Origin of the sequence: Kocuria sp. CPCC 205260 (assembly GCF_040981045.1) — a bacterium.
GTDB classification, from domain to species: Bacteria; Actinomycetota; Actinomycetes; order Actinomycetales; family Micrococcaceae; genus Kocuria; species Kocuria palustris.
Window position 1 is genome coordinate 520,198 of the sequence record NZ_JAVKPT010000001.1, and the last position, 25,844, is coordinate 546,041.

Annotated in this window: 21 protein-coding genes and 3 tRNA genes; 3 read left to right on the top strand and 21 right to left on the bottom strand. The window is 71.7% G+C overall.

Translation table 11 applies throughout. The features are described 5' to 3' along the window. Positions 1–15 precede the first annotated feature (15 nt). The gene (coaD, locus tag RF645_RS02310) at positions 16–558 is read right to left on the bottom strand and encodes a pantetheine-phosphate adenylyltransferase (protein ID WP_053447183.1); all 543 of its coding nucleotides are present in this window, start codon (positions 556–558) and stop codon (positions 16–18) included. Between the two features lie 44 nt (positions 559–602). Between coaD and RF645_RS02315 the strand changes: the two genes are divergently transcribed. After that, entirely contained in the window at positions 603–1,862 is a 1,260-nt protein-coding gene (locus RF645_RS02315; protein ID WP_058871232.1) for an aminotransferase class I/II-fold pyridoxal phosphate-dependent enzyme, read from the top strand. A 3-nt stretch (positions 1,863–1,865) separates the two neighbouring features. Here RF645_RS02315 and RF645_RS02320 read toward each other — a convergent pair whose 3' ends face one another. The 5 genes from RF645_RS02320 to thiL form a co-directional block, all read right to left on the bottom strand. Further along, positions 1,866–3,218 (bottom strand): UDP-glucose/GDP-mannose dehydrogenase family protein, encoded by a 1,353-nt coding sequence (locus RF645_RS02320; RefSeq protein WP_137801726.1) that lies wholly within the window; start codon positions 3,216–3,218, stop codon positions 1,866–1,868. A gap of 204 nt (positions 3,219–3,422) precedes the next feature. Next, entirely contained in the window at positions 3,423–3,992 is a 570-nt protein-coding gene (gene rsmD, locus RF645_RS02325; RefSeq protein WP_137801725.1) for a 16S rRNA (guanine(966)-N(2))-methyltransferase RsmD, read from the bottom strand. Between the two features lie 7 nt (positions 3,993–3,999). Continuing rightward, on the bottom strand, positions 4,000–6,300 hold the full coding sequence (locus RF645_RS02330) for an ATP-dependent DNA helicase RecG (RefSeq protein ID WP_249933725.1): 2,301 nt from the start codon (positions 6,298–6,300) through the stop codon (positions 4,000–4,002). Further along, positions 6,300–7,367 (bottom strand): DAK2 domain-containing protein, encoded by a 1,068-nt coding sequence (locus RF645_RS02335; protein WP_137801724.1) that lies wholly within the window; start codon positions 7,365–7,367, stop codon positions 6,300–6,302. The genes RF645_RS02330 and RF645_RS02335 overlap by 1 nt, the downstream gene beginning before the upstream one ends. Next, entirely contained in the window at positions 7,303–8,568 is a 1,266-nt protein-coding gene (gene thiL / locus RF645_RS02340; RefSeq protein ID WP_249933724.1) for a thiamine-phosphate kinase, read from the bottom strand. The genes RF645_RS02335 and thiL overlap by 65 nt, the downstream gene beginning before the upstream one ends. Before the next feature lie 154 nt (positions 8,569–8,722). On the opposite strand from thiL, the gene RF645_RS02345 reads away from it, so the two are divergent. Next, positions 8,723–9,217, top strand: a complete 495-nt coding sequence (locus tag RF645_RS02345; RefSeq protein ID WP_053447177.1) for a DUF3515 family protein — start codon at positions 8,723–8,725, stop codon at positions 9,215–9,217. A 7-nt stretch (positions 9,218–9,224) separates the two neighbouring features. Here the strand turns inward: RF645_RS02345 and RF645_RS02350 are convergent, their stop codons facing one another. The 6 genes from RF645_RS02350 to leuC all read right to left on the bottom strand — a co-directional run bounded on the left by RF645_RS02350 (position 9,225) and on the right by leuC (position 15,944). Continuing rightward, entirely contained in the window at positions 9,225–10,397 is a 1,173-nt protein-coding gene (locus RF645_RS02350; RefSeq protein WP_368818531.1) for a D-alanine--D-alanine ligase family protein, read from the bottom strand. Continuing rightward, a complete protein-coding gene (locus tag RF645_RS02355) occupies positions 10,394–11,545 on the bottom strand; it encodes an NAD(P)H-dependent glycerol-3-phosphate dehydrogenase (protein ID WP_137801722.1) in 1,152 nt (383 codons plus the stop codon). Before RF645_RS02355 ends, RF645_RS02350 begins: the two co-directional genes overlap by 4 nt. Continuing rightward, a complete protein-coding gene (locus RF645_RS02360; protein ID WP_368818532.1) occupies positions 11,542–12,330 on the bottom strand; it encodes a lysophospholipid acyltransferase family protein in 789 nt (262 codons plus the stop codon). Before RF645_RS02360 ends, RF645_RS02355 begins: the two co-directional genes overlap by 4 nt. Positions 12,331–12,356: 26 nt before the next feature. Further along, entirely contained in the window at positions 12,357–13,676 is a 1,320-nt protein-coding gene (gene murA, locus RF645_RS02365) for a UDP-N-acetylglucosamine 1-carboxyvinyltransferase (protein WP_137801720.1), read from the bottom strand. A 157-nt stretch (positions 13,677–13,833) separates the two neighbouring features. Then, complete coding sequence (leuD, locus tag RF645_RS02370; RefSeq protein ID WP_006215048.1) at positions 13,834–14,433, bottom strand: 3-isopropylmalate dehydratase small subunit; 600 nt, start codon at positions 14,431–14,433, stop codon at positions 13,834–13,836. Between the two features lie 74 nt (positions 14,434–14,507). Then, positions 14,508–15,944, bottom strand: a complete 1,437-nt coding sequence (leuC, locus tag RF645_RS02375) for a 3-isopropylmalate dehydratase large subunit (RefSeq protein ID WP_024290744.1) — start codon at positions 15,942–15,944, stop codon at positions 14,508–14,510. A gap of 161 nt (positions 15,945–16,105) precedes the next feature. On the opposite strand from leuC, the gene RF645_RS02380 reads away from it, so the two are divergent. After that, on the top strand, positions 16,106–16,879 hold the full coding sequence (locus RF645_RS02380) for an IclR family transcriptional regulator (protein WP_231861232.1): 774 nt from the start codon (positions 16,106–16,108) through the stop codon (positions 16,877–16,879). Positions 16,880–16,912: 33 nt separating this feature from the next. Here RF645_RS02380 and RF645_RS02385 read toward each other — a convergent pair whose 3' ends face one another. The 9 genes from RF645_RS02385 to RF645_RS02425 form a co-directional block, all read right to left on the bottom strand. Then, positions 16,913–18,601, bottom strand: coding sequence for a GTPase (locus RF645_RS02385; protein WP_368818533.1), 1,689 nt, complete (start codon positions 18,599–18,601; stop codon positions 16,913–16,915). Beyond that, on the bottom strand, positions 18,598–20,355 hold the full coding sequence (locus RF645_RS02390; protein WP_368818534.1) for a dynamin family protein: 1,758 nt from the start codon (positions 20,353–20,355) through the stop codon (positions 18,598–18,600). The genes RF645_RS02385 and RF645_RS02390 overlap by 4 nt, the downstream gene beginning before the upstream one ends. 286 nt (positions 20,356–20,641) lie before the next feature. Next, positions 20,642–20,714 (bottom strand) — tRNA-Glu (locus RF645_RS02395). A gap of 124 nt (positions 20,715–20,838) precedes the next feature. Continuing rightward, positions 20,839–20,911: transfer RNA gene (locus RF645_RS02400), tRNA-Glu, on the bottom strand. Between the two features lies 1 nt (position 20,912). After that, positions 20,913–20,984: transfer RNA gene (locus tag RF645_RS02405), tRNA-Gln, on the bottom strand. 126 nt (positions 20,985–21,110) lie between these two features. Next, positions 21,111–22,649 carry a glutamate--tRNA ligase gene (gltX, locus tag RF645_RS02410; protein WP_368818535.1) on the bottom strand — a complete coding sequence of 513 codons (1,539 nt, stop codon included), beginning with the start codon at positions 22,647–22,649 and terminating at the stop codon, positions 21,111–21,113. A 45-nt stretch (positions 22,650–22,694) separates the two neighbouring features. Beyond that, on the bottom strand, positions 22,695–23,471 hold the full coding sequence (locus RF645_RS02415; RefSeq protein WP_024290749.1) for a fumarylacetoacetate hydrolase family protein: 777 nt from the start codon (positions 23,469–23,471) through the stop codon (positions 22,695–22,697). A gap of 91 nt (positions 23,472–23,562) precedes the next feature. After that, positions 23,563–24,660: a branched-chain amino acid aminotransferase gene (locus tag RF645_RS02420; protein WP_058871241.1), complete on the bottom strand. Its 1,098-nt coding sequence runs from the start codon at positions 24,658–24,660 to the stop codon at positions 23,563–23,565. Between the two features lie 98 nt (positions 24,661–24,758). Next, positions 24,759–25,838, bottom strand: coding sequence for a 3-isopropylmalate dehydrogenase (locus tag RF645_RS02425; RefSeq protein ID WP_368818536.1), 1,080 nt, complete (start codon positions 25,836–25,838; stop codon positions 24,759–24,761). Positions 25,839–25,844: the final 6 nt, after the last annotated feature.

Below are 25,844 nucleotides of genomic sequence, written 5' to 3' on the forward strand. Positions count from 1 at the left end.
GCAGGACGAGGATGCTCAACCGATGGCGTCGCGGGTCCCGTCCAGGGCGGCCAGCACCTCTGGCGTCACGAACGCGGAGACGTCCCCTCCGAAGCCGTGGACCTCCTTCACGAGCGACGACGACACGTGCGCGAGCTCCGGCGCAGCGGCCAGGAACACCGTCTCCATGCCCGTGAGGCTGCGGTTCATCCCGGCCATGGGCAGCTCGTAGTCGAAGTCCTGCCCCGAGCGCAGGCCCTTCACGACCGCCACGGCGCCGCGGCCGGTGACGTACTGCGCCAGCAGTCCCCCGCCCAGCGGCTCGATCCTCACCCGCTCCGACGACGAGCCCAGCGACTGCTCCACGAGCTCCACGCGCCGATCGATCGGGAAGCGGTGCTTCTTGCTCGGGTTGTCCGCCACGGCCACGATCACCTCGTCGAACAGCCGAGCCGCGCGCTCGATGATGCCCACGTGGCCCAGGTGGATCGGGTCGAAGGACCCGACGCAGACGGCTCGGCGCCCAGCGCTCGGAGTCTGCTCGGGCGCGGCCGAAGCGGGTGCAGGGTTCTCAGTCATGCCGGACACGCTATCGCGGCGGCCGCCTCCCTAGACTCGAGCCCATGAGCCTTCTGCAGACCGACTCCCCCGACCTCCCCTGGCACGACCTGGCACGCGGTGCGGGTCTCATGCAGGACTCCGGGGCGCTGCGCTCCACGATCTTCGACGAGACCTCCGTCCTGGCCCGCGCCCACGGCGCCGTGAACCTGGGTCAGGGCTTCCCGGACGCCGACGGCCCCGCCGCCATGATCGAGGCCGCGGCGGAGGCCCTGCGCTCGGGGCTCAACCAGTACTCGCCCGAGCGCGGGCTGCCCGAGCTGCGCGAGGCGATCGCGGCCCAGCAGCTCGCCACGCAGTCCCGCGAACTCGACCCCCACACCCAGGTGGTCGTCACGGCCGGCGCCGCTGAGGCCCTGGCCGCCTCGCTGCTGTCGATCCTGCGCCCGGGCGACGAGGTGGTGGTGCTCGAGCCGCACTACGACCTGTACGCCGCGATCGTGGCCTTCGCCGGGGGCGTCCTGCGCCCCGTGGCCCTGCGCCCGCCGGAGTTCGGTGTGGACCTGGAGGACCTGCGCGCCGCCTTCAGCGACCGCACAGCCGCAGTGCTCGTGAACGATCCCCACAATCCCACCGGCACCGTGCTCAGCCCCGAGACCGCACGCGAGATCGCTCGGCTGGCCGTGGAGCACGATGCCGTGATCCTCACCGACGAGGTCTACGAGCACCTTCGCTACGACGGAGCGCACCTCTCCCTGGCGGCCGGGGCGTCGTCGTCCATGCTCGAGCCCGAGCTGGCCGAGCAGGTCCGCGAGCGCACGCTCGTGGTGTCCTCGGCCTCCAAGTCCCTGCAGGTCACGGGCTGGCGCATCGGCTGGGTGAGCGGGCCGGCCGATCTGATCAGCGGGGTCAGCGCCGTGAAGACCTACCTGAGCCACTCCGCGGCCGCTCCCCTGCAGAAGGCCGTGGCGGCAGGCCTGCGCGACCTGCAGACCTGGGGGCAGACGCTGGCCGCCGAGCAGGCGCAGCGCAGCGCACTGGTCGGGCAGGCGCTGCGGGATCTGGGGCTGCAGGTCGCCCAGCCGTCCGGCTCCTACTACGTGGTGGCCGACTTCTCGCCGCTGTTCGACCGCTATGGCGCCACGACGTCGGCGGAGATGTCGCGCGCGCTGATCGAGCAGGCCGGGCTCGCCCTGCTGCCCCTGTCGGCCTTCGCAGCCCCGGAGAACCAGGAGCTCTACGCGGGCTGGATGCGAGTGGCCGCATGCAAGCGGGAGTCCACGCTCCAGGAGGGCATGGACCGGCTGGCCGCAGCCCTGCGCTGAGGCTCAGCCCTTGCGCCCCAGCGCGCGGTAGGTCCAGTCCGCATCGATCCACTGCTGCGGATCGAGCACGTTGCGCCCGTCGAGGATCTGGCGACGCCGCACCAGCGGAGCCAGGTCCTGCGGCGTCATCCGCCGGAACTCGTCCCACTCGGTGAGCAGCACGACCACCTCGGCGCGGGCCACCGCCTGGATCAGCGAGCTCGCGTAGTCCACACGCGGGTAGCGCTTGGCGGCGTTCTCATTGGCCTTGGGGTCATAGACGTGGACGTCGGCGCCGATGGAGTGCAGGCGCGCAGCGATGTCGAGTGCCGGCGAGTCGCGGACGTCGTCGGACTCCGGCTTGAAGGCAGCGCCCAGCACGGCGATCTCCCGGCCCATGACGGAGCCGTCGAGCATGTCGGTGATGACTCCCACGGTGTGCTCGCGGCGTCGGATGTTGATGTCGTCGACCTCGGCCAGGAAGCGCACGGACTGATCCAGGCCGAGCTCCGAGGCCCGGGCACGCAGGGCGCGGATGTCCTTGGGGAGGCAGCCGCCGCCGAATCCGACGCCGGCGTTGAGGAACTTGCGCCCGATCCGCTCGTCCATCCCGATCGCATCGGCCAGCGTGCGGATGTCTCCGCCCACGGCCTCCGTGAGCTCGGACAGCGAGTTGATGAAGCTGATCTTGGTGGCCAGGAACGAGTTCGCCGCGACCTTCACGAGCTCCGAGGTCTCGTAGTCGGTGACGATCAGCGGAATGCCCTCGGCCAGCTGCGGGGCGTAGACCTCGCGCATGAGCGACTCCAGGCGCTGGGCCTGCTCGTGCTCCCTCGCATCAGCGGAGCCGTGCCCGGGCAGGCCGATGACCATGCGGTCGGGGTGCAGCGTGTCCTCGACGGAGTGGCCCTCGCGCAGGAACTCGGGGTTCCACACCAGGTCCACCTCGATCCCCTCCGGCGCATTCTCCCGCGCCAGCTCGCGCAGCCGCCGAGCGGTGCCCACCGGGACGGTGGACTTGCCGGCGATCACGGCATCGCGGGTCAGGTGCCGGGAGATCTGCTCCACGGCGGAATCCACGAAGCTCATGTCCGCGGCGAATGCTCCGGGGCGCTGCGGGGTGCCCACCCCGATGAAGTGCACGTCCCCGAAGGCCCCGGCCTCCTCGTAGTCGGAGGTGAAGCGCAGGCGCCCGGACTCCACATGCTTGCGCAGCAGCTGCGGCAGCTCCGGCTCGTGGAAGGGCAGAACCCCGGCCGACAGCGATTCGAGCTTGGCGGGGTCGATGTCCACCCCCAGCACCTCGTAGCCCATCTCCGCCAGCGACGCCGCGTGCGTGGCGCCCAGGTATCCGGTCCCCAGCACAGTGATGCGCATCCGGTGCGTGCTCCTCGGTCTCGTGTGCGTGCCCAACGCACGCCGTTCCGCAGTGCGGGCCGCACAGACGGCAACCCATACCAGCAGACTAGCTATCCTCTTCCTCCCCGGAGCGGGGGGGCCGCGGTGTGCCAGGTGAACTTCAGATGATGCCGGCGTCGACGTCCCCGCCCGCACCCCGGATCCGCTCGGGCGACGAGCGAGTCAGGAGGGGTCGTCGGCCTCGGCGAACCAGAGCATGGTCTCGCCGTGCCTGCTGCTCTCGAGCCGACGCAGGCCCTGGGGCCAGGCGGGCTCCGGGCTGCGCGCGGATCGCTCGATCACCACGACGCCGCCGGGGCCGAGCTTGCCGCTCAGCAGGGACAGCACCTCGCTCAGCTCGGCCTCCCCCAGCGGGTAGGGCGGATCTGCGAGCACGAGATCCCAGGGACCCTCGTGGGCCGAGGCGTATCCGTGCACGGAGCCGCGCTCGCAGCGCACCCGCTGCGAGCCGAGGGCACGATTGACCGTCTCGGCATTGACCCTGCACACCGAGACGGCCCGCGGATGCTTCTCCACGAGCACGACCTCGCGCGCGCCGCGGCTGGCGCACTCGCAGCCCAGGGCCCCGGAGCCGGCGAAGAGGTCCAGGACGCGGGCGTCGTCGAGCATGCCCCAGGCGTCCAGGCGGGAGAACAGCGACTCCTTGACACGATCGGTCGTGGGCCGGGTACCGGTGCCGGGCACGGAGGCCAGTCGGGTGCCGCCGGCCGCTCCGGCGATGATGCGGGTCACGAGCGGATCAGCCCCTCTCCAGGTACTTCTCGGTGTCCTCGTCGAGCGCGGCGCGGATGGCCGCGAGCAGCTGCGGGTGCTGCTCGAGCCCGGGATCGGCCGTCAGCACGGCCTGGGCCTCGCGGCGGGCGCGCTCGATGACGCCGGCGTCATCGACGGCGCGCAGCAGCCGCAGGGTGGAGCGCCCGCCGGACTGGGCATCGCCCAGGATGTCGCCCTCGCGGCGCTGAGCCAGATCGGCCTGGGCGAGCTCGAAGCCGTCGGTCGTGGCCGCCACGGCCGCGATCCGCTCCCGCGAGGGATGCTCGGGATCGCGGCGGGTGACCAGCAGGCAGGTGGAGCGGTGCGCCCCGCGACCGATCCGCCCGCGCAGCTGGTGCAGCTGGGAGATGCCGAAGCGATCGGCGTCCACGATCACCATGAGCGTGGCATTGGGGACGTCGACGCCGACCTCGACCACGGTGGTGCAGATCAGCAGATCGATCTCCCCGGCGGCGAAGGCCTCCATGGTCTCGGTCTTCTGCGCGGCGTCCAGGCGCCCGTGCAGCACCGCGACCCTCGCCTGCTCCAGCTCGGGCGCCCGCCGCACGAGCAGCTCGAGCCAGGTGGTCGAGACCATGGCCTCGGCGGCCTTCTCATCGGCGGCCGAGCCTGCCAGGGAGAACGGCGGGACCTCGTCGTCCGCCCCGATCTTGGGCGCGACCATGTAGACCTGCCGTCCTGCGGCGATCTCCTCTGCGGCCCGGGCCATGATCCGCCGCTCCCAGGCCGGGTGCTCGAGCAGCCCGACCACGTGCGTGTCGATCGGCTGGCGTCCCGCGGGCAGCCCTTCGAGCACCGAGACGTCGAGGTCGCCGAAGACCGTCATGGCCACGGTGCGCGGGATGGGCGTGGCCGTCATGACGAGAAGGTGCGGGACCTCGTCGGCGCCGGTCTCGCGCAGGCGGTCGCGCTGCTGCACGCCGAAGCGATGCTGCTCATCGACCACCACCAGGCCCAGGCGCAGGAACTGCACCGTCTCCGAGAGCAGCGCGTGGGTGCCGATCACGATCCCGGCCTCGCCGGTGACGATCTCGAGCAGCGCCTGCTTGCGCGCGGCGGCGGGCATGGAGCCGGTCAGCAGCACCACACGGGTTCCCTGCGGATCGCCCTCCAGCGTCCCGGCCGCACCCAGCGGCCCCAGTGCGCGCACGATCGAGGCATGGTGCTGGGCGGCCAGGACCTCGGTGGGCGCGAGCAGTGCGGCCTGCGCCCCGGAGTCCACGGCCTGCAGCATGGCCCGCAGCGCCACGACGGTCTTGCCGGAGCCCACATCGCCCTGCAGCAGCCGGTTCATGGGGTGGACCTGCCCCAGATCCGCGGCGATCTGCTGCCCGACCTCCTGCTGCGAGGCGGTCAGCTCGAAGCCCAGCCGTCGTGCGAAGCCCTCCTGCAGCATGCCCTCCGCGCCGGTGAGCTCCGGAGCGCGGCGCTGGGCGACCGCCTGGCGCCGACGCAGCAGCGCAGCCTGGAGCACGAGCGCCTCGGTGTGGCGGAAGCGGGCCTTGGCGCGGTGCCAGTCCTGCTCATCCGCCGGACGGTGCATGGCCTGATAGGCGCTGGCCAGATCCGAGTACCGGTGCTCCCGGGCGACCTCGAGCGGCAGCGGATCCGGGACGGTGGACCAGTCCACGGCGGCCAGGCACAGCTGCACGGCCTGAGCGATCCGATCGCTCGTGAGCTTGGCGACGGCCGGGTACACCGGCACGGGGCGACCAGCGCTGTCCAAGGCGTCGGCGGCATCGACGTCGTCGTCGGGATCCAGCGGCGCATAGTGCGGATTGGCCATCGTCAGCTCGCCGCGATACTGCGAGACCTTGCCCGAGAACAGCGCGTGGGTCCCGCTGGTGAGGTCGCGCGAGGCGGTCCAGGCGTTGAAGAAGCTCAGCGTCATGGTGGCCCCGGTGGACTCCGCGAGCAGATCCGGCCCGGAGTCCGAGGAGCGATCGGTGATCACGACCTCGGTGATCGAGCCGCTGCGCGAGCGCATCCGCCGGGTGGACACGCGCAGCACCTCGGCCACGAGCGTGGCGTGCTCATCCAGGCGCAGCCCGCTGAAGGACGTCAGCTCCCCGCGGGGCACCAGCCGGCGCGGGAAGTGCTCGAGCAGCTGCCCGATCGAGACGATGCCCAGGTGCTTCTCGAAGGCCTTCGCCGAGCCGGCCCCGAGGACCTCGGCCAGCGAGCGGTCCAGATCCCCGCGGTCCACGGACGACGCTGGGGCCTCCGGTCCGGATGCCGAGCCCCGGCTCCCCTTCCGGGGGCTCATCAGTCCAGATCCGAGGGGTTGACGCGGCTCTGACGCCCCGAGCCCTCCGGGTCCAGCCCGGTGACGGCCACATTGCGCGGCGTGCCGTGGGCGCACAGGACATCCAGGGCGGCCTGACGATCATCCACGTGGACGTGGACCCGCCAGCGCCACAGCTCTCCCTCGATCTGGGAGATCGGCGAGGTGATCACGGAGCGGCCGATCTCGGTGAGCTCGAAGCGCACGGAGGCGGCCTCCAGGGCGGTCAGCTCGACGGTGGCCACGACTTCCACGCCGGTCTCGGCCTCGCCGCCCGCCGCGGCGGCCTCCCCGGCTGCGCAGGCCGCCGCGGCCTCTCGCATGCTCTCGAGCAGCTGCTGGACCTGCATGCCGGTCTCCTGACCGGTCGGCTCGGCGCTGTCCTCCGGGGCACCGGCCCACAGCACGGGCCGCCCGGAGCCCTCGCCGGCGGCGGTGCGGCGCAGGGCGTCCAGGATGATGAGCATCCCCAGGGCGCCGGCGTCCACGCGCCCCGAGCCCTGCAAGGCCCCGAGCTGCTCGGTGGAGCCGAGCACGGCCTCCCGGGCCGCGGCGACCACGCGCTCCATGTGGTGCAGCAGCGTGCGCTTGGAGCCGGGCTCCTCGGCCTCCGGGACCTGCACCGCGGCGATGTCCCGGATCACCGAGAGCATGGTGCCCGGCACGGGATCGGTCAGGGCGGACCAGGAGCGCAGCTCGCCCGAGGACAGGGCCTGGGCGAAGGCGTCTGCGGTGAGGCCGCGGCCCTCGAGCGAGGCGCCCACGGCGCACAGCCACACGGCGAACAGGGAACCGGAGTTGCCGCGGGCGTCATCCAGCGCGGCCTGGCCGGCGAGCGAGATGAGCTCGCCGACATCCGGGGTCTCGAGCACCTGGGCGGCCTCAGCGGCGGTGCCGACGGTGGTCACGAGGTTGGCGCCGGTGTCCGAGTCGGCCACCGGGAAGACGTTGATCGCGTCCAGGATGTCGGCGCTGGCGCGCAGCTCACGGACGGCGAGGTCGAACCACCGCCGAACGGCCTCCGTGCTCGCTGTGCTGCGCTCGTTCAAAGTGGTCCCATCCTCCGCTGCGGCTCCCGCCGATCAGCTGGTTCGCGTCATCGCCCGCCACGCTCACGCCCCAGCCGCCGACGGGCTCCTGGGGCTGCGCGCGTCCGGGAGGACCGGCTGCTGGTCCGCCGGAGGGAGCTCCCGGAAGGCGCACAGAGCCTATCGCACGGACTCCCTCGGGCACCTGGGCATCCTCCGGGAGACAGGCCAGCAGACCGTGGTCCTCCCCGCCTGCGAGCACCCAGTCCAGGGGGTCTGCACCCAGCAGCTCGGCCGCCGGCCGCAGGGGCTCGGCAAGCTCCTGCAGGGACTGGGGATCCAGCTCCAGGTGCACACCGGAGGCCGAGGCGATCCGTCCGCCGTCGCGCACGAGGCCGTCGGAGACGTCGATCATGGCGGTGGCCCCTGCCTGCGCCAGCCGCGCGCCTGACGGGACGGGGCTCACGGGCCGCAGCTGCCAGCCTGCGATCTCATCCAGGACGGCATCCTCCCCGGGGCGGTAGTCGCTCGAGAGCAGCAGCGCCAAGCCGGCCGCCGCGCGCCCGACTGTCCCGGCCAGCACAAGACGCTGCCCCGGCGCGGCTCCCGAGCGGCGCACGGGCTCACGGCCCTGCAGATCCCCGGTCACCGTCACGGTCACGGAGATCTGCTCGCCGCCGCCCAGATCACCTCCAGCCACCGACAGCTGCGGTGCCCCGCAGGCCTGGATCCCGCCGCGCAGCCCGCGGGCGAAGTCCAGGACCCACTGGCACGGAGTCTGCGCCGGGAGGGTCAGGGACACGACCATGGATGACGGCACCGCGCCCATGGCCGCGGCATCTGCCAGGTTCTGCGCGGCGGCCTTGGCACCGGTGTCCGCACCGCCGGTCCGTGCGCCGCTGAGCCACACCGGGAGGAAGTCCTGGCCCTCGACCTGGGTGTCCGTGGTGATCACGAAGCGCCCGTCCGGGGCGGCGATCACCGCGCAGTCATCACCAGGGCCCAGCTGCAGGTACGGCGAGTCCTCGCCCTGCAGCAGCGGCAGGAAGGCGGCGAGCAGCTCCGATTCGGAGGTCTCCCCCACGCTGCGGCCGGCGAGAGCCTCCGCAGCCGTGGACGGCTCGGCGGAAGCCTCCGACGAGCCGTCCACGGCCGCTGCGCGAGCAGTCCCAGGCCCCTGGCCTCGCAGCGTCGAGCCGCCCGTGCTGTCCTGCCTGGTCATCTGCGCCGCCTCTCGGTTCATCGGGGCTCACGCTAGCCGCCTGGGCGGACAGCACAGCCGCTCGCTGCGTCCTGAGGTCGTGCGTGCCGGCGGTCCCGTGCGGCGGTTCTGCGCGATTCGAGGCCCGCTGGAGCCGGGCGATAGGATCCGGGCCATGCGCTCCGGTCCGAATCCCCTGCTCCCCCTCCGCGCTGCGGCTCTGACGGCCGCCGGCCTGGTCCTGCTCACGGGCTGCGGCTCGAGCACCGCGCAGGTCGAGGCTGCCGAGGACGCCGCGAATCCGGAGTGCGCGCCCGCCATGCTCGCCATGCCGGAGCAGATCAGCGGGCAGGACCAGCGCCAGACCTCGAGCCAGGGCACCACGGCCTACGGGGATCCCTCGGCGGCCGTGGTGCGCTGCGGGGTGACTCCCCCGGAGCCCACGACCGATCTGTGCACGCGCGTGAACGGTGTGGACTGGCTGATCCGCGATCTCGAGTCCGACAACCGGTGGCAGGCCACGACCTACGGGCGCGACCCCGCCTTCGAGATCACCTTCGACACCACGGTCGTGCCGTCCTCGACCGCTCTGGTCGATCTGGGCAGCGCGGTCTCGACCGTGCCGCAGGACTCCGAGTGCCTCTCCGTGGACGAGGTCCCGCAGACCTGAGCCGGGCTCAGCGCAGCCCGATCGGCCGCTCGAGGGCCAGGCGCAGCAGCTCGTCGAGCAAAGCGTCGTAGGGCAGGCCGGAGGCCTCCCACAGCCGCGGGTACATGGAGATCGAGGTGAATCCCGGCATGGTGTTGACCTCGTTGATGAGGGCGCGGCCGTCGTCGGTCAGGAAGAAGTCGGCGCGCGAGAGCCCCTCGCCGTCGACGGCCTCGAAGGCCCGGGCGGCGTCCGCGCGGATGCGCTCGGCGGTCGCCTCCGGGACCACGGCCGGGCAGCTGAGCTGCGCGGAGTCCTGCGCGACGTACTTGGCCTCGAAGTCGTAGAACGAATGCTCGTCCACCACGACGATCTCCCCGAGCAGCGAGACGCGCGGAGCGTCCTGCCCGTGGCCCTGCAGCACGGCGCACTCGATCTCGCGCCCAGAGATCCCGGCCTCCACGACCACCTTGCGGTCGAAGGACCGGGCCTCCTCCACCGCGGCGGTGACAGCCGAACGATCGCTCGGGTCATCCACCCGGGTGATGCCGAACGACGATCCGGCTCGGGCGGGCTTCACGAAGACGGGCGCCGCCAGCTGAGCGATCTCGTCCAGGACCGCCTCCGGCTCGCTGCGCCAGCGCCGGTCCTTGGCCACGATGTACGGCCCGACCTCCAGCCCGGCTGACTCGAAGGCGACCTTCATGAAGTGCTTGTCCATGCCCACGGCCGAGGACGTCACCCCGCAGCCGACGTAGCGCATGTCGGCGAGCTCGAGCATCCCCTGAAGGGTGCCGTCCTCGCCGTAGGGGCCGTGCAGCAGCGGCAGCACGACGTCGATGTGCTCGCGGCGCTCCTGGGCCGGGCCCTCGCCGGAGATGTCGCGGATCAGCAGCTCGGTGTCGCCGGAGCCCATGGGCAGCGAGACCATCTGCTCGCCGACCGGCAGCTCGGTGATGGGGTTCTCGTCGAGCAGCGCCTCGAGCTCGTCCTGCGAGAAGAGGAACCACTCGCCCGTGCGCGCGATCCCCACGGTCACCACGTCCCAGTGCTCGCGGTCGATCGCCCCGAGCACACCCCGGGCGGTGACCAGCGAGATGCTGTGCTCGGAGGAGCGCCCGCCGAACAGGATCGCCACACGGGGGCGGGACGACGGGGCTGCGGTCTGCGGTTCAGCGGCTGCGGGATCGATGGTGCTCATGCGGTGGTTGCCTCCGCTTTCAGTTCGCGGCCCAGCAGCAGCGGGGCGAGGTGTTCGACGGTGATGCGACCGTCCAGGATAGCCACGACGGCCTCGGTGATCGGCATGTCGACCCCGTGCGCCCGCGCGAGCTGCAGCACAGCAGGCGCGGACTTCAGGCCCTCGGCGGTCTGCGTCATCTCGCGGTCGATCTGCTCGAGCGTGCGGCCCTGTCCCAGCAGGCGCCCGGCCGTCCGGTTGCGCGACAGCGGCGATGAGCAGGTGGCCACCAGATCGCCGATCCCGGCCAGCCCAGCCATGGTCTCGCTGCGAGCCCCGAGCGCCAGGGCCAGCCGGGTGGACTCCGCCAGCCCGCGGGTGATCACGGAGGCCTTGGAGTTGTCGCCGTAGTGGCGGCCGTCGCAGATGCCCACGGACAAGGCGATCACGTTCTTGGTCAGCCCGGCGATCTCCGTACCGACGGCATCGGTGTTCGTGTACGGGCGGAAGTAGGGCGCGGCCACGGCGCGGGCCACATCGGCGGCCAGCTGCGGATCGGCTGCCGCCACCACCGAGGCGGTGGGCTGCTCGTCGGCGATCTCCATGGCCAGATTCGGGCCCGAGACGATGCACAGCCGCCGGCTCCAGCCCTCGCGGTCGCGCCCGCCCTGCGGGTGGCCCTCCGGGCGCTGCTCGGCCAGGACCTCGGCCACGACCTCGCTCATGCGCAGACCCGTGCCCCGCTCGAGGCCCTTGGCCAGCGAGACCAGCACGGCCTCGTGCTCGAGGTGCTGCGCCACGGCAGCCATCTGCGCGCGCAGGGCCTGAGCGGGAACAGCCAGCACGACCAGGTCCGCCCCCTCCAGGGCCTGGGCCAGGTCCGCGGTGACCTGCAGCGGATCGGGCAGGTGCGTGCCGGGGACGTAGCGCTCGTTGACCCGGGTGCGGGCGATGCGGGACATCGCCTCTGCGTCCCGGCCCCACAGCACGACCTCGGGGACCGGGCCCTCGCCGCTGAGCCCGGCGTCGGTGAGGATCTTGGCGAAGGTCGTTCCCCAGGATCCGGCGCCCAGCACGGCGGCCCGGCGCGGGCTCCACCTCGGCTCGGGAGCGCCCAGATCCTGTGCGGCGTCGCCGTCGCGGGTCAGCTGCTCGGAATGCTGCGTCATCGTCGTCCCCTGAGGCGTCGGTCCCATCGGGTGGGCGGAACGGGTTCGTCGCGCAGGACGGACAGCTCAGCGGCGATCGCGTCCAGGATGGCATCGGTGGCCTCAGCGGCCGCGGCGCGCGGCACGGCCGCGACCCTCTCGGCATCCGTGCGCCCAGTCTGCCCGGGCGCACGCGTGCTGCGGAAGCGGCTCAGGTCCACGGGCTCGCCCACGCGCACCCGCACCGGCCGCCGGGGACGGAGGCTCACGTGCACCCGCCACCGGCTGTCGCGGCCCAGGATCTGCTGGTCTCCCCAGTGGGCGATCGGGATCACGGGGACGTCGAGGCCCAGAGCCAGCCGCGCCGCACCGGGGTAGGCGTGCATGGGCCAGCGCAGCGGATCCCGGGTCAGCGTGCCCTCCGGATAGATCACGACGACCCCGCCGCGAGCCAGGTGGTCCTGGGCGTTGCTGAGGGCCTGGGCGGTGTCGCGAGTGCCCCGGTGCACGGGCACCTGCCCGATCCGATGCAGCAGGAAGCCGAGCACGGGGATGCGGAACAGCGACTCCTTGGCCAGGAATCGGGGTGTGCGCCCGGCATCGACGACGCTGAGCCCCACCGTGATCGGGTCGATCTCGGTGACGTGGTTGGCCACGATCAGGCACGGGCCGTCGGACGGGATCCGCTCCAGATGCTCGACGCGGCGCCGGGCCAGCAGCCCGTAGGGCAGCCGCACGAGCCGCTGGAGGATCTGCAGCTCGAGATTGAGCTCGCTGCGGCGACCGGAGAGGCGGGTGCGGGCCATGTGCAGCTCCCGGCGGTTCGAGCGGATCAGCTGTTCGCGACGTCGAACGTGGCGCCCAGGGCCTCGAGCTTCGTGGTGAAGTGCTCGTAGCCGCGCTCGATCAGCTCGACGCCGGTCACGTGGGAGACGCCCTCGGCGGACAGGGCCGCGATCAGGTGCGAGAAGCCGCCGCGCAGGTCCGGGACGTGGATGTCCTGTGCCCGCAGCTCGGTGCGTCCGGAGATGACCGCGGAGTGCACGTAGTTGGACTGGCCGAAGCGGCAGGGCGTGGAGCCCAGGCAGTCGCGGTGCAGCTGGATGTTGGCTCCCATGCGCTGCAGCGCGTGGGTGAAGCCGAAGCGGTTCTCGTAGACGGTCTCGTGCACGATCGACACGCCCTCGGCCTGCGTCAGCGCCACGACGAGCGGCTGCTGCCAGTCAGTCATGAAGCCGGGGTGGACATCCGTCTCCACGACGATCGGCTTGAGCGCCGTTCCCGGATGGGAGAAGCGGATGCCGTCCTCGCGGATGTCGAGATCGCCGCCGACCTTCCGGAATGTGTTGAGGAACGTCATCATGTCCGCCTGCGTGGCGCCCTCGACGAAGATGTCTCCGCCGGTGGCCAGCGCGGCCGAGCCCCAGGAGGCCGCCTCGATGCGATCGGACATGGCGCTGTGGTTGTAGCCGGACAGCGATTCGACGCCCTCGATGTGGATCACGCGATCGGTCTGCACCGTGATGATGGCGCCCATCTTCTGCAGGATCGCGATCAGGTCCATGATCTCGGGCTCGGTCGCGGCGCCGCGCAGCTCGGTGCGCCCGCGAGCGCGCGTGGCGGAGAGCAGCACCTGCTCGGTGGCCCCCACCGACGGGTACGGCAGCTCGACCTTGGCGCCGTGCAGCCCGTTGGGGGCGGACATGCGGATGCCGGAGTCGAGCTTCTCGACCTTGGCGCCGAAGTGGCGCAGGACATCGAGGTGGTAGTTGATGGGGCGATCGCCGATCTTGCAGCCGCCCAGGTCGGGGATGAAGGCCTCGCCCAGGGTGTGCAGCAGCGGGCCGCACAGCAGGATCGGGATGCGGGAGTCGCCGGCGTGGGCATCGATGTCCGCGTGCTGGGCCCGGACCACGTTCGACGGGTCGAGGTGCAGCTTGCCCTGGCCGTCGTTGTCGACCGCCACTCCGTGCAGGGACAGCAGATCGGTGACGACCTGGACGTCCTTGATGTGCGGGACGTTGCGCAGCGTCGAGGGGGTGGCGCCCAGCAGCGCGGCCACCATGGCCTTGGGTACGAGGTTCTTGGCTCCCCGGACCTTGATCGTGCCCTGGAGCGGAACCCCGCCCGTGATGGTCAGTGCGCTGGACATGGTCTCCCGATCTGCCGTGAGCCCACGGCAATTGCTCGATGCGCGCAGCGATCGCGCTGCTTCGAGGGACCATCCTACGAGAGGACGGCCCCGCGTGTTCGCACTGCCCTCATGAGCGGTTCATCCGCCCAGGTCACGATCCGCCTCCTCGAGGGCCTCAGGTCCGAGCGGGGAGGGTCGTGGGCAGCCAGGCCGGGCGCTGGGCCTCGAACTCGCGGATCCGATCCTCGTGCTGCAGGGTCAGGCCGATGTCGTCGAGCCCCTCGGACAGCCGCCACGCGGTGTAGTCGTCGATCTGGAACGGCACGGTGACGCTGCCCACCGAGACGGTGCGCGCTGTGAGATCCACCGTGGTGGGGACCTCCGGCTCGGCCTCGATCTGCTTCCACAGCAGCTCCACGTCCGACTGCTCGACCTGGGCCGCCAGCAGCCCCTGCTTTCCCGAGTTGCCGCGGAAGATATCGGCGAAGCGCGGCGAGATCACGACCTTGAAGCCGTAGTCGCGCAGCGCCCACACGGCGTGCTCGCGCGAGGAGCCGGTGCCGAAGTCCGGACCGGCCACCAGGATGCTCGCGTCGCGGTAGGCGTCCTGGTTGAGCACGAAGTCGTCCTGGGTGCGCCACTGGGCGAACAGGGCGTCCTCGAAGCCCGTCTTGGTGATCCGCTTGAGGTAGACGGCGGGGATGATCTGGTCGGTGTCGACATTCGACTGGCGCAGCGGCGCTGCGATGCCGGTGTGGGTGCTGAACTTCTCCACGGGGTCCTCCTGGAGTGCTGCCGGGCTCTGCCCGGGCGGGTGCTGGACGTGTGCGAGGCGGGCGCTGGGCCCGATCAGACCGAGACGGGCTCGAGGTCGGACGGGGCCGAGAGCGTGCCGCGCACGGCCGTGGCGGCGGCGACGACGGGCGAGACCAGATGCGTGCGACCGCCCTTGCCCTGTCGACCCTCGAAGTTGCGGTTCGAGGTGGAGGCGCAGCGCTGCCCCGGGGCCAGCTGGTCCGGGTTCATTCCCAGGCACATGGAGCATCCGGCGAAGCGCCAGTCCGCGCCGAAGTCCTTGAAGATCTGATCGAGGCCCTCCTCCTGGGCCTGCAGCCGGACCTTCTGGGAGCCGGGTACGACCATCATCTCGACGTTCGGGGCCTTGGTGCGGCCCCTGACGACCTCGGCCGCCAGGCGCAGGTCCTCGATGCGCGAGTTCGTGCACGAGCCCAGGAAGACCACATCCACGGGAACCTCCTTGAGCGGGGTGCCGGGAGTGAGGTCCATGTAGGTCAGGGCGCGCTGCGCCGCGGCCTTGGCGCTGTCGTCGGTGAAGTCCTCGGGATCCGGGACCTCCCCCGACAGCGAGACGCCCTGGCCCGGGTTGGTCCCCCAGGTCACGAACGGCTCGAGGGTGTCGGCATCGATCACGACCTCGGCGTCGAAGACGGCGTCGTCATCCGTGCGCAGGCTGCGCCAGTGCTCGACCGCCTGGTCCCACAGCTCGCCCTCGGGGGCGTGCGGGCGGCCCTTGACGTAGTCGAACGTGGTCTCGTCCGGGGCGATCATCCCGGCGCGCGCGCCCGCCTCGATCGACATGTTGCAGATCGTCATGCGGGCCTCCATCGACAGCTCCTCGATGGCGGTGCCGCGGTACTCCAGGACATAGCCCTGGCCGCCGCCGGTGCCGATCTCGGCGATGACCGCCAGGATGATGTCCTTGGAGGAGACCCCCGGGCGCAGGTGGCCGTCGATCCGGATGGACATCGTCTTGAACGGTGCCAGCGGCAGGGTCTGCGTGGCCATGACGTGCTCGACCTCGGAGGTGCCGATGCCCATGGCCAGCGAGCCGAAGGCCCCGTGGGTGGAGGTGTGGGAGTCGCCGCACACGACGGTCATGCCCGGCATGGTCAGACCCAGCTGGGGGCCCACCACATGGACGATGCCCTGCTCGTCATCGCCCAGAGGGTGCAGCCGGACGCCGAACTCCTCGGTGTTCGAGCGCAGGGCCTCGATCTGCTTGCGGGAGGTCTGATCGGCGATCGTCGAGAAGATGTCCTCGGTGGGCGTGTTGTGGTCCTCGGTGCCGATGGTGAGGTCCACGCGCCGCAGCGGCCGATCCGCCAGACGCAGGCCCTCGAAGGCTTGGGGCGAGGTGACCTCGTGGATCAGGTGGAGGTCGATGTAGAGCAGGTCCGGCTGCCCGTCCTCGCCGCGGCGCACGAGGTGCTGCTGCCAGACCTTCTCGGCCAGGGTGAGAGGCGCTGACTGGGTCTCAGTCGACATGGTGGTCCTTCCGCTGAAGAGCTCCGCGCCCGCCCGATCGGGGCGAGGCGGAAGAGGGCGGCCATGCGGCCGCCGGAGTCATGCATTCAGGATCGGCCCGCCGCGCGGATTCCGCCACATTACGGGAGGACATCTCGCATCCTGAGACGTAGTATCGCAACATGGACACTCCGCGGGCCTCCGACCCCCTCCGCAGCACCTCCGCCGAGGCGGAGACCTCCTTCTCCCCCAGCGGAGTCGGGGTGATCGACAAGGCCTCCGGGATCCTCGATGCCCTCGAGGCCGGCCCCGCCTCATTGGCCCAGCTGGTCTCGGCCACCGGCTACTCGCGGCCCACCGTCCACCGGCTGGCCTCCGCCCTGGCGCATCACCGGCTGCTCGGCAAGGACGTCCAGGGCAGGTTCGTGCTGGGCCCGCGCCTGGTCGAGCTCTCCTCGGCCGCCGGCGAGGACCGCCTGATCGCCGCGGCAGGCCCCACGCTGGTGCAGCTGCGCGATGCCACCGGCGAGTCCGCGCAGATCTTCAGGCGCCAGGGAGAGTGGCGCGTCTGCGTGGCCTCCTCGGAGCGCCCGATCGGCCTGCGCGACACCATCCCGGTCGGCACCCAGCTGTCCATGAAGGCGGGCTCGGCTGCCCAGGTGCTCACCGCCTGGGAGGATCACAGCCGCCTGCTCGAGGGCCTGCAGGGCGCCCGCTTCACGGCCACCATGCTCTCCGGGGTCCGACGCCGAGGCTGGTCCCAGTCCATCGGCGAGCGCGAGGCGGGCATCGCCTCGGTCTCCGCTCCGGTGCGCGGACCGTCCGGGCGCGTCATCGCCGCCGCGTCGATCTCGGGACCGATCGAGCGCCTGACCCGCCAGCCCGGGCGGCTGCACGCCGAGACGGTCGTGGCGGCGGCGCGTCAGCTCACCCAGGCCATCCGCCCGGGACTCTGAGCCGACGGTCCGCGGGCTGCCGGCGCTGGGCCCTCAGCCCCTGATGCGCACCAGCGCCTCGGTGAGGCGCTCCTGCCGGGACAGCTCCGCCTCGACCGGATCGATCACATGGGTCTGGGCCGCGTCGGCGATCTGATCCCGCAGCCTGCGCCGTACGCGCGCCCGTCGTCGGGAGGCCGACAGCCGCGCCAGGGCGGCCGAGAGCACCCCGAAGACCAGCCCGGCCACCAGGCCGGTGACCACCAGCAGCGTGGGCACCGGGATGCCGGTGTCCCGGACCTCGGGTGCGCTCGGCACCGGGATCTGCAGGTAGTCCAGGGCGAACAGCCCGGTGAGCCAGAGCAGACCCGCCACGGCCATGAGCAGCAGCAGCCACTGCACGATGCCCATGGGAACCCACCACCAGGACCGCGCGCCGCGGCGCAGGTCCGTGCGGGCGAGAGCCTGGTCCAGGGCGTCGGGCAGCTGCTCGTCGTGCGATCGGGCCGCCTCGCGGATCGAGCGCTCCCAGGCCGGTGACGCGCCATGGGCGGCCTCCTGCGCGAAGCGGCGCACCGCGGTGTCCCCTGCGGCGCGCTGGGCGGCGCCCATGGGAGGCAGAGAGCTGCGGTGCAGCGACGGATCGGCCCCCTCTGCGGAACCCTGCCCAGCCCCCTGCAGGTGCAGGCGCTTGAGCGGATCCTTGCGGAAGGCTCCGAGCCACCGCACCGGCATCCATCCGGTGCGCCGTGAGGCGTGCAGGACATAGCTGCGGGAGGCCGCAGCGGCGATCCCGTCGGCCTGCGCCGCGGTCGCCAGGCCGTCCACGAGGGACTCGCGGGCGAACGGAGTGACGCCGTCGGGCCGTCCCGCGCCGTGGGAGGCCTCGAGCGCCTCGGCGGCGGAGTCGACATCCCCGGACAGGCGCTCCGAGGAGGCGGCCTTGGCCTCGACGACCTCGGCGATCGCCTCCCGCAGCTGCCCGATGCCCGTGCCCCGGGCCGCCGAGGCTGCGATCGGCGCGGCGCGGCCGTCCGTGCGCAGCCCGTCCTGGGCCAGGACCTCGCGCAGCGACTCCAGCACGCGCGGCACCTCTCCGGTCGGGAGGCGGTCGGCCTGGTTGAGCACCACCAGGGTGGACGAGGCGTGGCGCGACAGCGGAGCGATGAAGTGGTCGTGCAGCACCGCATCCGCGTACTTCTGGGGGTCCACGACCCACACGACGACGTCGACCATTCCCGCAAGACGCGAGGCGATCTGCCGGTGCTCGCGGGCCACGGAGTCCACGTCCGGCAGATCGAGCAGGATCAGCCCCTCGGGCACGGGCGTCCACAGCCCCGCCGGTCCCTGGGACCACGGCTCGGCCGCCAGCTCCTCGAGGACGCGCCGGTCGCGGACCTCCAGCCAGTCCAGCAGCGGATCGGCTCCCGGCAGCCCGCCCAGCACGGCCATCGGCTCGGAGGTCGTGGGCCTCTGAACCGCGGCTCGAGCCACCTGACGGCCCAGCAGGGTGTTCAGCAGAGACGACTTCCCCGAGCCCGTGGCTCCGAAGAAGCCCACCACGGTGTGCTCGGCAGACAGAGCGCGCCGTCCTGCCGCCCGAGCCAGGGCGTCCTCGCCGAGCTGCAGCGCCTCCTCGTCCAGGCGCCCGCGGCCCAGGTCGACCGCCTCGCGCAGGGCGCTCAGGCGCTGATCCAGATCGGCGTGCGGATCGCGGCGGGTGCGCCGCCCCGGGAGCCTCACAGCGCCTCCCCCGCCGCGCGGACGGCAGCAGCCGCCTCCTTCAGCCGCGCGGGCTCCGGATCGGCGACCGCCTCCAGGCGCTGCCTCCACGGCTGCTCGAGCTGCTCCACGAACTCCTCCATCCTGCGCTCCAGGTCCTCACGTGCCTGCTGGGCCATCCGGCGCACGGCGTCCTCGCCGAACACCGCCTCCAGCAGCTTGGTGCCCACCACTCCGGAGGCTCCGGCGATGCCGACCTCCGCTCCCGTCAGCCCCGCCGACATGGAGAACACGACCACCATCAGCCCGACCGTGACGATGTTCAGCCCGATCGACATCAGCCGAGCCTGTGTGCGCTTGCCCGCGCCCTCGCTCCGGATCATCGTCATGATCTCGCCCTGCCAGGCCCGGATCACCTCGGCGGAGCGCTCGGGGACGTCGTCGGGCAGTCGCCCCAGGTCATCTCCGCCGAGCAGCCCGCGCCCGGCGGCGTCCGCGCGCCACCGGCGCTGGGACTGCTCGCCGGCCTTGGCCAGCTCCTCGATGATCACGGCCTGCAGCCCGGTCTCCAGGGCCTGCTCGACCTGGACCTCCGGCGCAGGCCTGCCGCGCAGTGCCGCTCCGGCTCGATCGCGCCAGCGCCCGATCCTGGCCTCCAGCGAGCGGAAGAACTCGCCGGTGCCCACGTAGTCCTGCCAGCGCGAGAGCACCTCATCGCGCAGCAGGGAGCCGTCGCGCGTGGCGTCGTCGATCGCCTCCAGGGCCCGGCGGTAGGCCTCCTCGACGTCCGAGCGAAGCTGGTCGGCGACCTCCTTCTGCGCGGCCACCGCGTCGGCGACGTCGTCGGTGCGCTCAGCCAGCTGCTCGAGCGCACCTCCGAGCGTCCGACGGGCGACCTCGGAGCGGGCCTGGGCGTCGGCGGCCAGGTCGCTGAGCCACATGCGCAGCGGATCCACGGCCGCGACCGGCAGCATCTGGGCGGCGTTGAGCGGGGACTCGGGGATCACGAAGATCGGCGCCTCCCCCAGGCCCTTCTCCGTGAGCATGCGCCGCAGGTCCGGCTCGATCTCCTCGGCCGCCCCTGCCGGCACGCGGTCCAGGATCACGGCGACGGTGATCTGGCGGCGGCCGGCCTCGATGAGCAGGTCCCAGGCGGCTGCGTCGGCGTAGCGGTTCGCGGTCGTGGTGAACAGCCAGAGGTCGGCGGCTGCCAGCAGCTGCCCGGCCAGCTTCCGGTTCGCTTCAGAGATCGAGTCGATGTCCGGGGCGTCCAGCAGGGCGATGCCGCGATCCGCGCCCTCGTCGGCGAGCAGCACGAGACTCGTCCCCGCTGCTGCGGTCTCGGGCGCACCGAGCTCCCCGCCGGCGTCCTCCGTGCGCGCCAGCCTGCCTCGCACGCGAGCCAGGTGCGGCAGCACACGGCTGCCCTCGAAGGCCGCCGCGTCGTCGGGGTGGTGGATCAGCATGGGCTGGCGGGTCGTCGGGCGCACCACGCCCGCCCGGGTGACGGGGCGGCCGATCAGGGCATTGACCACGGTCGACTTCCCTGCCCCGGTCGAGCCACCCACGACCGCCAGCAGCGGGGCGTCGAGGTGGCGCACGCGGGGCAGGACGTAGTCGTCGATCTGGTCGAGGCTGCGTCGGGCGGCGTCGCGCCCGGGCGGCGCGTCCGGAGTGTCCAAGGGCAGACTGACCTGGGACAGGACCGTGCGCAGCTCGTCGACGGCCTCGGCGGGGGTGCGGCCGTTCGCGGAAGGATCTGGGGCGGTGCTCACGGTGGACCATCATGCCGCACCCTCCCCCGGCAGCGCTTCAGCCCCGCGCCGAAGCCGCCCGGCGCAGGCCGGCAGCCGATTGGTGACACATGCGCACCCCATCAGCGCTGATCGGATGCGCATCTGCCACGAACCCGCAGTGCACGGGTTCAGGAGCCCGCAGCGGCGTCAGCGGCCCGTGGACAGGAAGGCGTGTGCAGGATGGACCCGGAGTCCCGGCGCGCGAGAGCGCGACGCAGACATGGAAGAAGCCCCGGACCAGATGGTCCGGGGCTTCGCCTCGGTGTGACCCCAACCGGATTCGAACCGGTGTTGCCGCCGTGAGAGGGCGGAGTACTAGGCCGCTATACGATGGGGCCGAGGTGCTCGCAGTGCGAGCGGATTCCCGATCCGAGGATCGGGGCGTGCGACCGACGACGTGCGCCGGTGGTCTCGTGAACAGCTGCGCCGCACCCGAAGATGCGACGCAGCTGTCAGCGGAAGTGACCCCAACCGGATTCGAACCGGTGTTGCCGCCGTGAGAGGGCGGAGTACTAGGCCGCTATACGATGGGGCCGCTGGGGTACCAGGACTCGAACCTAGAATGACGGTACCAGAAACCGTAGTGTTGCCTATTACACCATACCCCACTGTCAGCGCAAGTCCTCGACGTGAACCTCTCGGTCCGCCTCGCATTCCTGCGCGCAACAGGCTGAAACTATACCCAAGGCCGACCGCCTCAGCAAATCCATCCGACGGCCGGGCCTCGGGCGATCTCAGCCCAGTCGAGCGGCCAGTGCGTCGATGCGTGCCAGCGCCGCGTCCTTCCCCAGGATCTCCAGCGACTCGAACAGCGGCGGCGAGACCTGGCGCCCGGAGACGGCCACTCGCACCGGGCCGAAGGCCAGCCGCGGCTTGATCTCCAGCCCGTCCACGATCGCCTCGCGCAGGGCAGTCTCGATCGGCTCGGCCGTGAAGTCGTCCAGATCGGCCAGCGCCGTGCGGGCCGCGGCCAGCACCTGCGGCGCCGACTCCTTGAGCTTGGACACGGCGGTCTCGTCATGGACGAGCTCGGCGTCGTCGACGAACAGGAAGCCCAGCAGGGCGACCGACTCGCCCAGCAGGTCCATGCGGGTCTGCACGAGCGGAGCGGCCTCGTCCAGGATCTGCTCCTGGCGCTGCGTCAGGGTCTCGCCGAGCACTCCCCCGGCCTGCAGGTACGGCACCAGGCGGTCGCGGAAGTCCTGCGGCTCCAGCATGCGGATGTGATCCGCATTGATCGCCGTGGCCTTCTTGACGTCGAAGCGCGCGGGATTGGCCAGGACGTCGTGGATGTCGAAGGCCTCGATGAACTGCTGCGTGGTGAACACGTCCTCATCCGCGGACAGCGACCAGCCCAGCAGCCCCAGGTAGTTCAGCAGCCCCTCCGGGATGAAGCCGGCGTCGCGGTGAAGGAAGAGGTTGGACTCCGGATCGCGCTTCGACAGCTTCTTGTTGCCCTCTCCCATCACGTAGGGGAGGTGGCCGAACTCGGGGATCCGCTCGGCGACGCCCACGCGCACCAGGGCGTCGTACAGCGCGATCTGGCGCGGGGTCGACGAGAGCAGATCCTCTCCGCGCAGCACGTGGGTGATGCCCATGAGGGCGTCGTCGACCGGGTTGACCAGGGTGTACAGCGGCTGGCCGTTGGCGCGCACCACCACGAAGTCCGGCACGGAGCCGGCGCCGAAGGTGATCTCGCCGCGGACCAGGTCGGTGAAGGTGATGTCCTCGTCCGGCATGCGCAGCCGCAGCACGGGCTTGCGGCCCTCGGCGCGGAAGGCTGCGATCTGCTCGTCGGTGAGATCGCGGTCGAAGCCGTCGTAGCCGAGCTTGGGGTCGCGCCCGGCCTCCCGGTGGCGGACCTCGACCTCCTCCGGAGTGGAGAAGGACTCGTAGATCGCCCCGGCGTCCTTCAGCTTGGCGATCACGTCCTGGTACAGCTCGCCGCGCTGGGACTGGCGGTACGGCTCGTGGGGCCCGCCCACGCCGTAGCCCTCGTCCCAGTCGATGCCCAGCCACTGCAGGGCCTCGACGAGCTGGTCCAGGGACTCCTGCGAGTCCCGGCTGGCGTCGGTGTCCTCGATGCGGAAGATCAGCTTGCCGCCGGTGTGCCGGGCCCACGCCCAGTTGAACAGGGCGGTGCGCACCAGGCCCACATGCGGGGTTCCTGTGGGCGACGGGCAGAACCGGACGCGGATGTCCGAGCCGGTCGCGGCTGCGCTGGGGGTGATCTGTGCTTCGCCCTGGGGGGCGTCCGTGGATGCGTCAGTCATGATGACCCCAGTCTAGGCACCGACGCCGCCTGGCTCAGCCCCGGGTCAGCGGCGCAGCACGGTGGCCAGGGTGCCGATGCCCTCGACCTCGACCTCGATCCGATCCCCCTCATCCACCTGGCCCACGCCCGCCGGGGTTCCGGTCAGGATGACGTCGCCGGGCAGCAGCGTGAACGCCGCGGAGGCGTAGGCGATGATCTCGGCGACCGAGAAGACCATCTGGGCGGTCGAGGAGTCCTGCTTGGTCTGCCCATCCACGCGCGAGGCGATGCGCAGGTCCGAGGGGTCCAGCTCGGTCTCGATCCACGGGCCCAGCGGGCACGAGCCGTCGAAGCCCTTGGCGCGGGCCCACTGGCCGTCGGTCTCCTGGGCGTCGCGGGCGGTGAGGTCGTTGGCGGCGGTGTAGCCGAAGATGACCTCATCGGCCTTCTCCGCCGGGACGTCCTTGCAGATCCGGCCGATGACCACGGCCAGCTCGGCCTCGTAGGACACGCGCTCGGTCCACGACGGCAGCGTGACGGGGTCGCCGGGGCCCACCACGGAGGTGTTCGGCTTGAAGAACAGCATGGGGCTGGTGGGCAGCTCGTTGCCCATCTCCGCGGCGTGGTCGGCGTAGTTGCGCCCCACGCACACGATCTTGGAGCGCGGGATCACGGGAGCCAGCAGGCGGACGTCCTGCGCCTTCCACGACGCTCCCTCGATCGGCTGGATGCCGTTGTAGAAGGGGTCGCCGGCGATGGGGACCACGACCTGGTCCTCCCCCTCGCCCTGGACGACGCCGTAGTGGATCTCGTTCTCGACGGTGAATCGGCTGATGCGCATGCTCTCAGCCTAAGCCCCGCCCCCGACGCGGCAGCGCCCCGGGACCGCCCGCTCGCGCGCAGGCTTCCGGGGCGCTGCGGCCGGCGTCGGCTCAGGCCAGCCGGGACGTCCAGCCGCGGGTGTCCTCCACAGCGCCGGTCTGGATGCCGAGCAGCTGCTCGCGCAGGGCCATGGTGACCTCTCCGGGCCGGGCGTCGTCCGGGCCGATGGCCTCCTGGGGCGAGATCAGCCGACCGACCGGGGAGATGACCGCAGCGGTGCCGCAGGCGAAGACCTCCGTGAGGTGCCCGCTGCGCACGCCCTCGCGCCACTCGTCGAGCGTGAATCGTCGCTGCTCGACCGTCATCCCGCGGGCCTCGGCCAGCTCGATGATCGACGAGCGGGTCACGCCCTCCAGGATGGTCCCGGTCAGCTCGGGGGTCACCAGGCGGTCGTCGTCGAAGACGAAGAACACGTTCATTCCGCCGAGCTCCTCGACCGCGTGATCGCGGTTCGGATCGGTGAACAGCACCTGGGCGCAGCCGTGGGCCTCGCCCTCCATCTGGGCGATCAGCGAGGCCGCGTAGTTGCCGCCGCACTTGGCCGCGCCGGTCCCGCCCACGCCCGCCCGGGCGTAGTCCTGGGACAGCCAGATGTCGACGGTGTCGACCGTGCCGAAGTAGGAGCCCGCCGGAGAGGCGATCACGCAGAACAGGTAGCGGCGCGCGGGCCGGACCCCCAGGTAGGACTCCGTGGCGATCATGAAAGGGCGCAGGTACAGCGACTGCCCGTCCCCCGAGGGCACCCAGTCCTGATCGGCGCTCACGAGCTCGCGCAGGGAGGCCAGGAACAGCTCCTCCGGCAGCTCGGGCATGACCAGCCGCTGGGCGGAGCGGCGCAGCCGGCTCGCGTTGGACTCGGGGCGGAACGTCCACACGGAGCCGTCGTCGTGCCGGTAGGCCTTCAGCCCCTCGAAGATCTCCTGCCCGTAATGCAGCACGGCCGCCGCCGGGTCGAGCTGGAGCGGCCCGTAGGGCTGCAGGTGCGGGGTGCCCCACGAGCCCTCGCCCGATTCGACGTCGCCGGTCCACTCGATCGTGACCATGTGATCGGTGAAGTGCTGCCCGAAGCCGGGCGCGGCCAGGATCTCCTCGCGCTGCTGCGCGGTGGCCGGATTCGGGTTCGGGGTGCGCTGGAAGTCGATGCTCATGTCGGTTCCGTCGATTCTGCCGCGGCTGCGCGCGCGGCCTGCGCCCGGCTCGGGAGCCGGAGAGCCTGTGTGCTGGTGGTGCGGGAGCCCTGGCCTGATCAGGCCAGGGCGGCGACGACCGCGTCGCCGATCTGCTCGGGGCTGCGGCGCTGCGAGCCGGAGGCCTCCAGGTCGCGGCGCACGGCGTCGCGGATCTGCTGGGCCTGCTGGGGGTGTCCCAGGTGATCCAGCATCATGGCCCCCGCCAGGATCGAGGCGGTGGGGTCGGCGATGCCCTGTCCGGCGATATCCGGGGCCGAGCCGTGGACGGGCTCGAACATGGACGGCGCGGTGCGAGCGGCATTGATGTTGCCGCAGGGAGCCAGGCCGATGCCGCCGGAGACGGCGCCGGCGAGGTCGGTGATGATGTCGCCGAAGAGGTTGTCCGTGACGATGACGTCGAATCGAGCCGGATCCACGGTCATGTGGATGGTCGCGGCGTCGATGTGCATGTAGTCGACCTCGACCGTCGGGAACTCCTGGGCGATCGCATCCACCGTGCGCTGGTAGAGGCGCCCGGAGTGGACCAGGACGTTGTGCTTGTGCACGAGGGTCAGCTTGTGCCGGGGCCGCTCGGCCGCCAGCTCGAAGGCGTAGCGCACCAGCCGCTGCACGCCGTGGGCGGTGTTGATCGAGACCTCCGTGGCGATCTCCTGATCGGTGCCTTCGCGCAGCGCACCGCCGTTGCCGGTGTACGGGCCCTCGGTGCCCTCCCGGACCACGACGAAGTCGATGTTCCCGGGGTCGCTCAGGGGAGAGACCGCGCCGGGGAACAGCTCCGACGGGCGCAGGTTGATGTAGTGGTCCAGGCTGAAGCGCATCTTCAGCAGCATCTCGCGCTCGATGATCCCCGACGGGATCCGCTTGTCGCCGGGAGCCGCGCCCACAGCGCCGAAGAGGATGGCGTCATAGCCGCGCAGCTGCTCGAGCGTCTCATCCGGCAGGGTCTCCCCCGTGGCCAGCCAGTGCTCGGCGCCCAGCGGGAAGCTGGTCTCCTGCAGCTCGATCCCTGCGGGGGCGCACACCGCCGCCAGCACCTTCTGCGACTGGGCGACGACCTCCGGGCCGATCCCGTCCCCGGGGATCACGGCGATGCGGTGGGAGGCGGACGAGGCGGTGGCGGTGTTCTGCGCGGTCATGCCCCT

Excerpts from the sequence above, each read along its gene's own strand:
- coaD (WP_053447183.1), bottom strand. The coding sequence starts at position 558 with ATGACTGAGAACCCTGCACCCGCTTCGGCCGCGCCCGAGCAGACTCCG.
- RF645_RS02315 (WP_058871232.1), top strand. The coding sequence starts at position 603 with ATGAGCCTTCTGCAGACCGACTCCCCCGACCTCCCCTGGCACGACCTG.
- RF645_RS02320 (WP_137801726.1), bottom strand. The coding sequence starts at position 3,218 with ATGCGCATCACTGTGCTGGGGACCGGATACCTGGGCGCCACGCACGCG.
- RF645_RS02330 (WP_249933725.1), bottom strand. The coding sequence starts at position 6,300 with ATGAGCCCCCGGAAGGGGAGCCGGGGCTCGGCATCCGGACCGGAGGCC.
- thiL (WP_249933724.1), bottom strand. The coding sequence starts at position 8,568 with ATGACCAGGCAGGACAGCACGGGCGGCTCGACGCTGCGAGGCCAGGGG.
- RF645_RS02345 (WP_053447177.1), top strand. The coding sequence starts at position 8,723 with ATGCGCTCCGGTCCGAATCCCCTGCTCCCCCTCCGCGCTGCGGCTCTG.
- RF645_RS02350 (WP_368818531.1), bottom strand. The coding sequence starts at position 10,397 with ATGAGCACCATCGATCCCGCAGCCGCTGAACCGCAGACCGCAGCCCCG.
- RF645_RS02355 (WP_137801722.1), bottom strand. The coding sequence starts at position 11,545 with ATGACGCAGCATTCCGAGCAGCTGACCCGCGACGGCGACGCCGCACAG.
- RF645_RS02360 (WP_368818532.1), bottom strand. The coding sequence starts at position 12,330 with ATGGCCCGCACCCGCCTCTCCGGTCGCCGCAGCGAGCTCAATCTCGAG.
- murA (WP_137801720.1), bottom strand. The coding sequence starts at position 13,676 with ATGTCCAGCGCACTGACCATCACGGGCGGGGTTCCGCTCCAGGGCACG.
- leuC (WP_024290744.1), bottom strand. The coding sequence starts at position 15,944 with ATGTCGACTGAGACCCAGTCAGCGCCTCTCACCCTGGCCGAGAAGGTC.
- RF645_RS02380 (WP_231861232.1), top strand. The coding sequence starts at position 16,106 with ATGGACACTCCGCGGGCCTCCGACCCCCTCCGCAGCACCTCCGCCGAG.
- gltX (WP_368818535.1), bottom strand. The coding sequence starts at position 22,649 with ATGACTGACGCATCCACGGACGCCCCCCAGGGCGAAGCACAGATCACC.
- RF645_RS02415 (WP_024290749.1), bottom strand. The coding sequence starts at position 23,471 with ATGCGCATCAGCCGATTCACCGTCGAGAACGAGATCCACTACGGCGTC.
- RF645_RS02420 (WP_058871241.1), bottom strand. The coding sequence starts at position 24,660 with ATGAGCATCGACTTCCAGCGCACCCCGAACCCGAATCCGGCCACCGCG.
- RF645_RS02425 (WP_368818536.1), bottom strand. The coding sequence starts at position 25,838 with ATGACCGCGCAGAACACCGCCACCGCCTCGTCCGCCTCCCACCGCATC.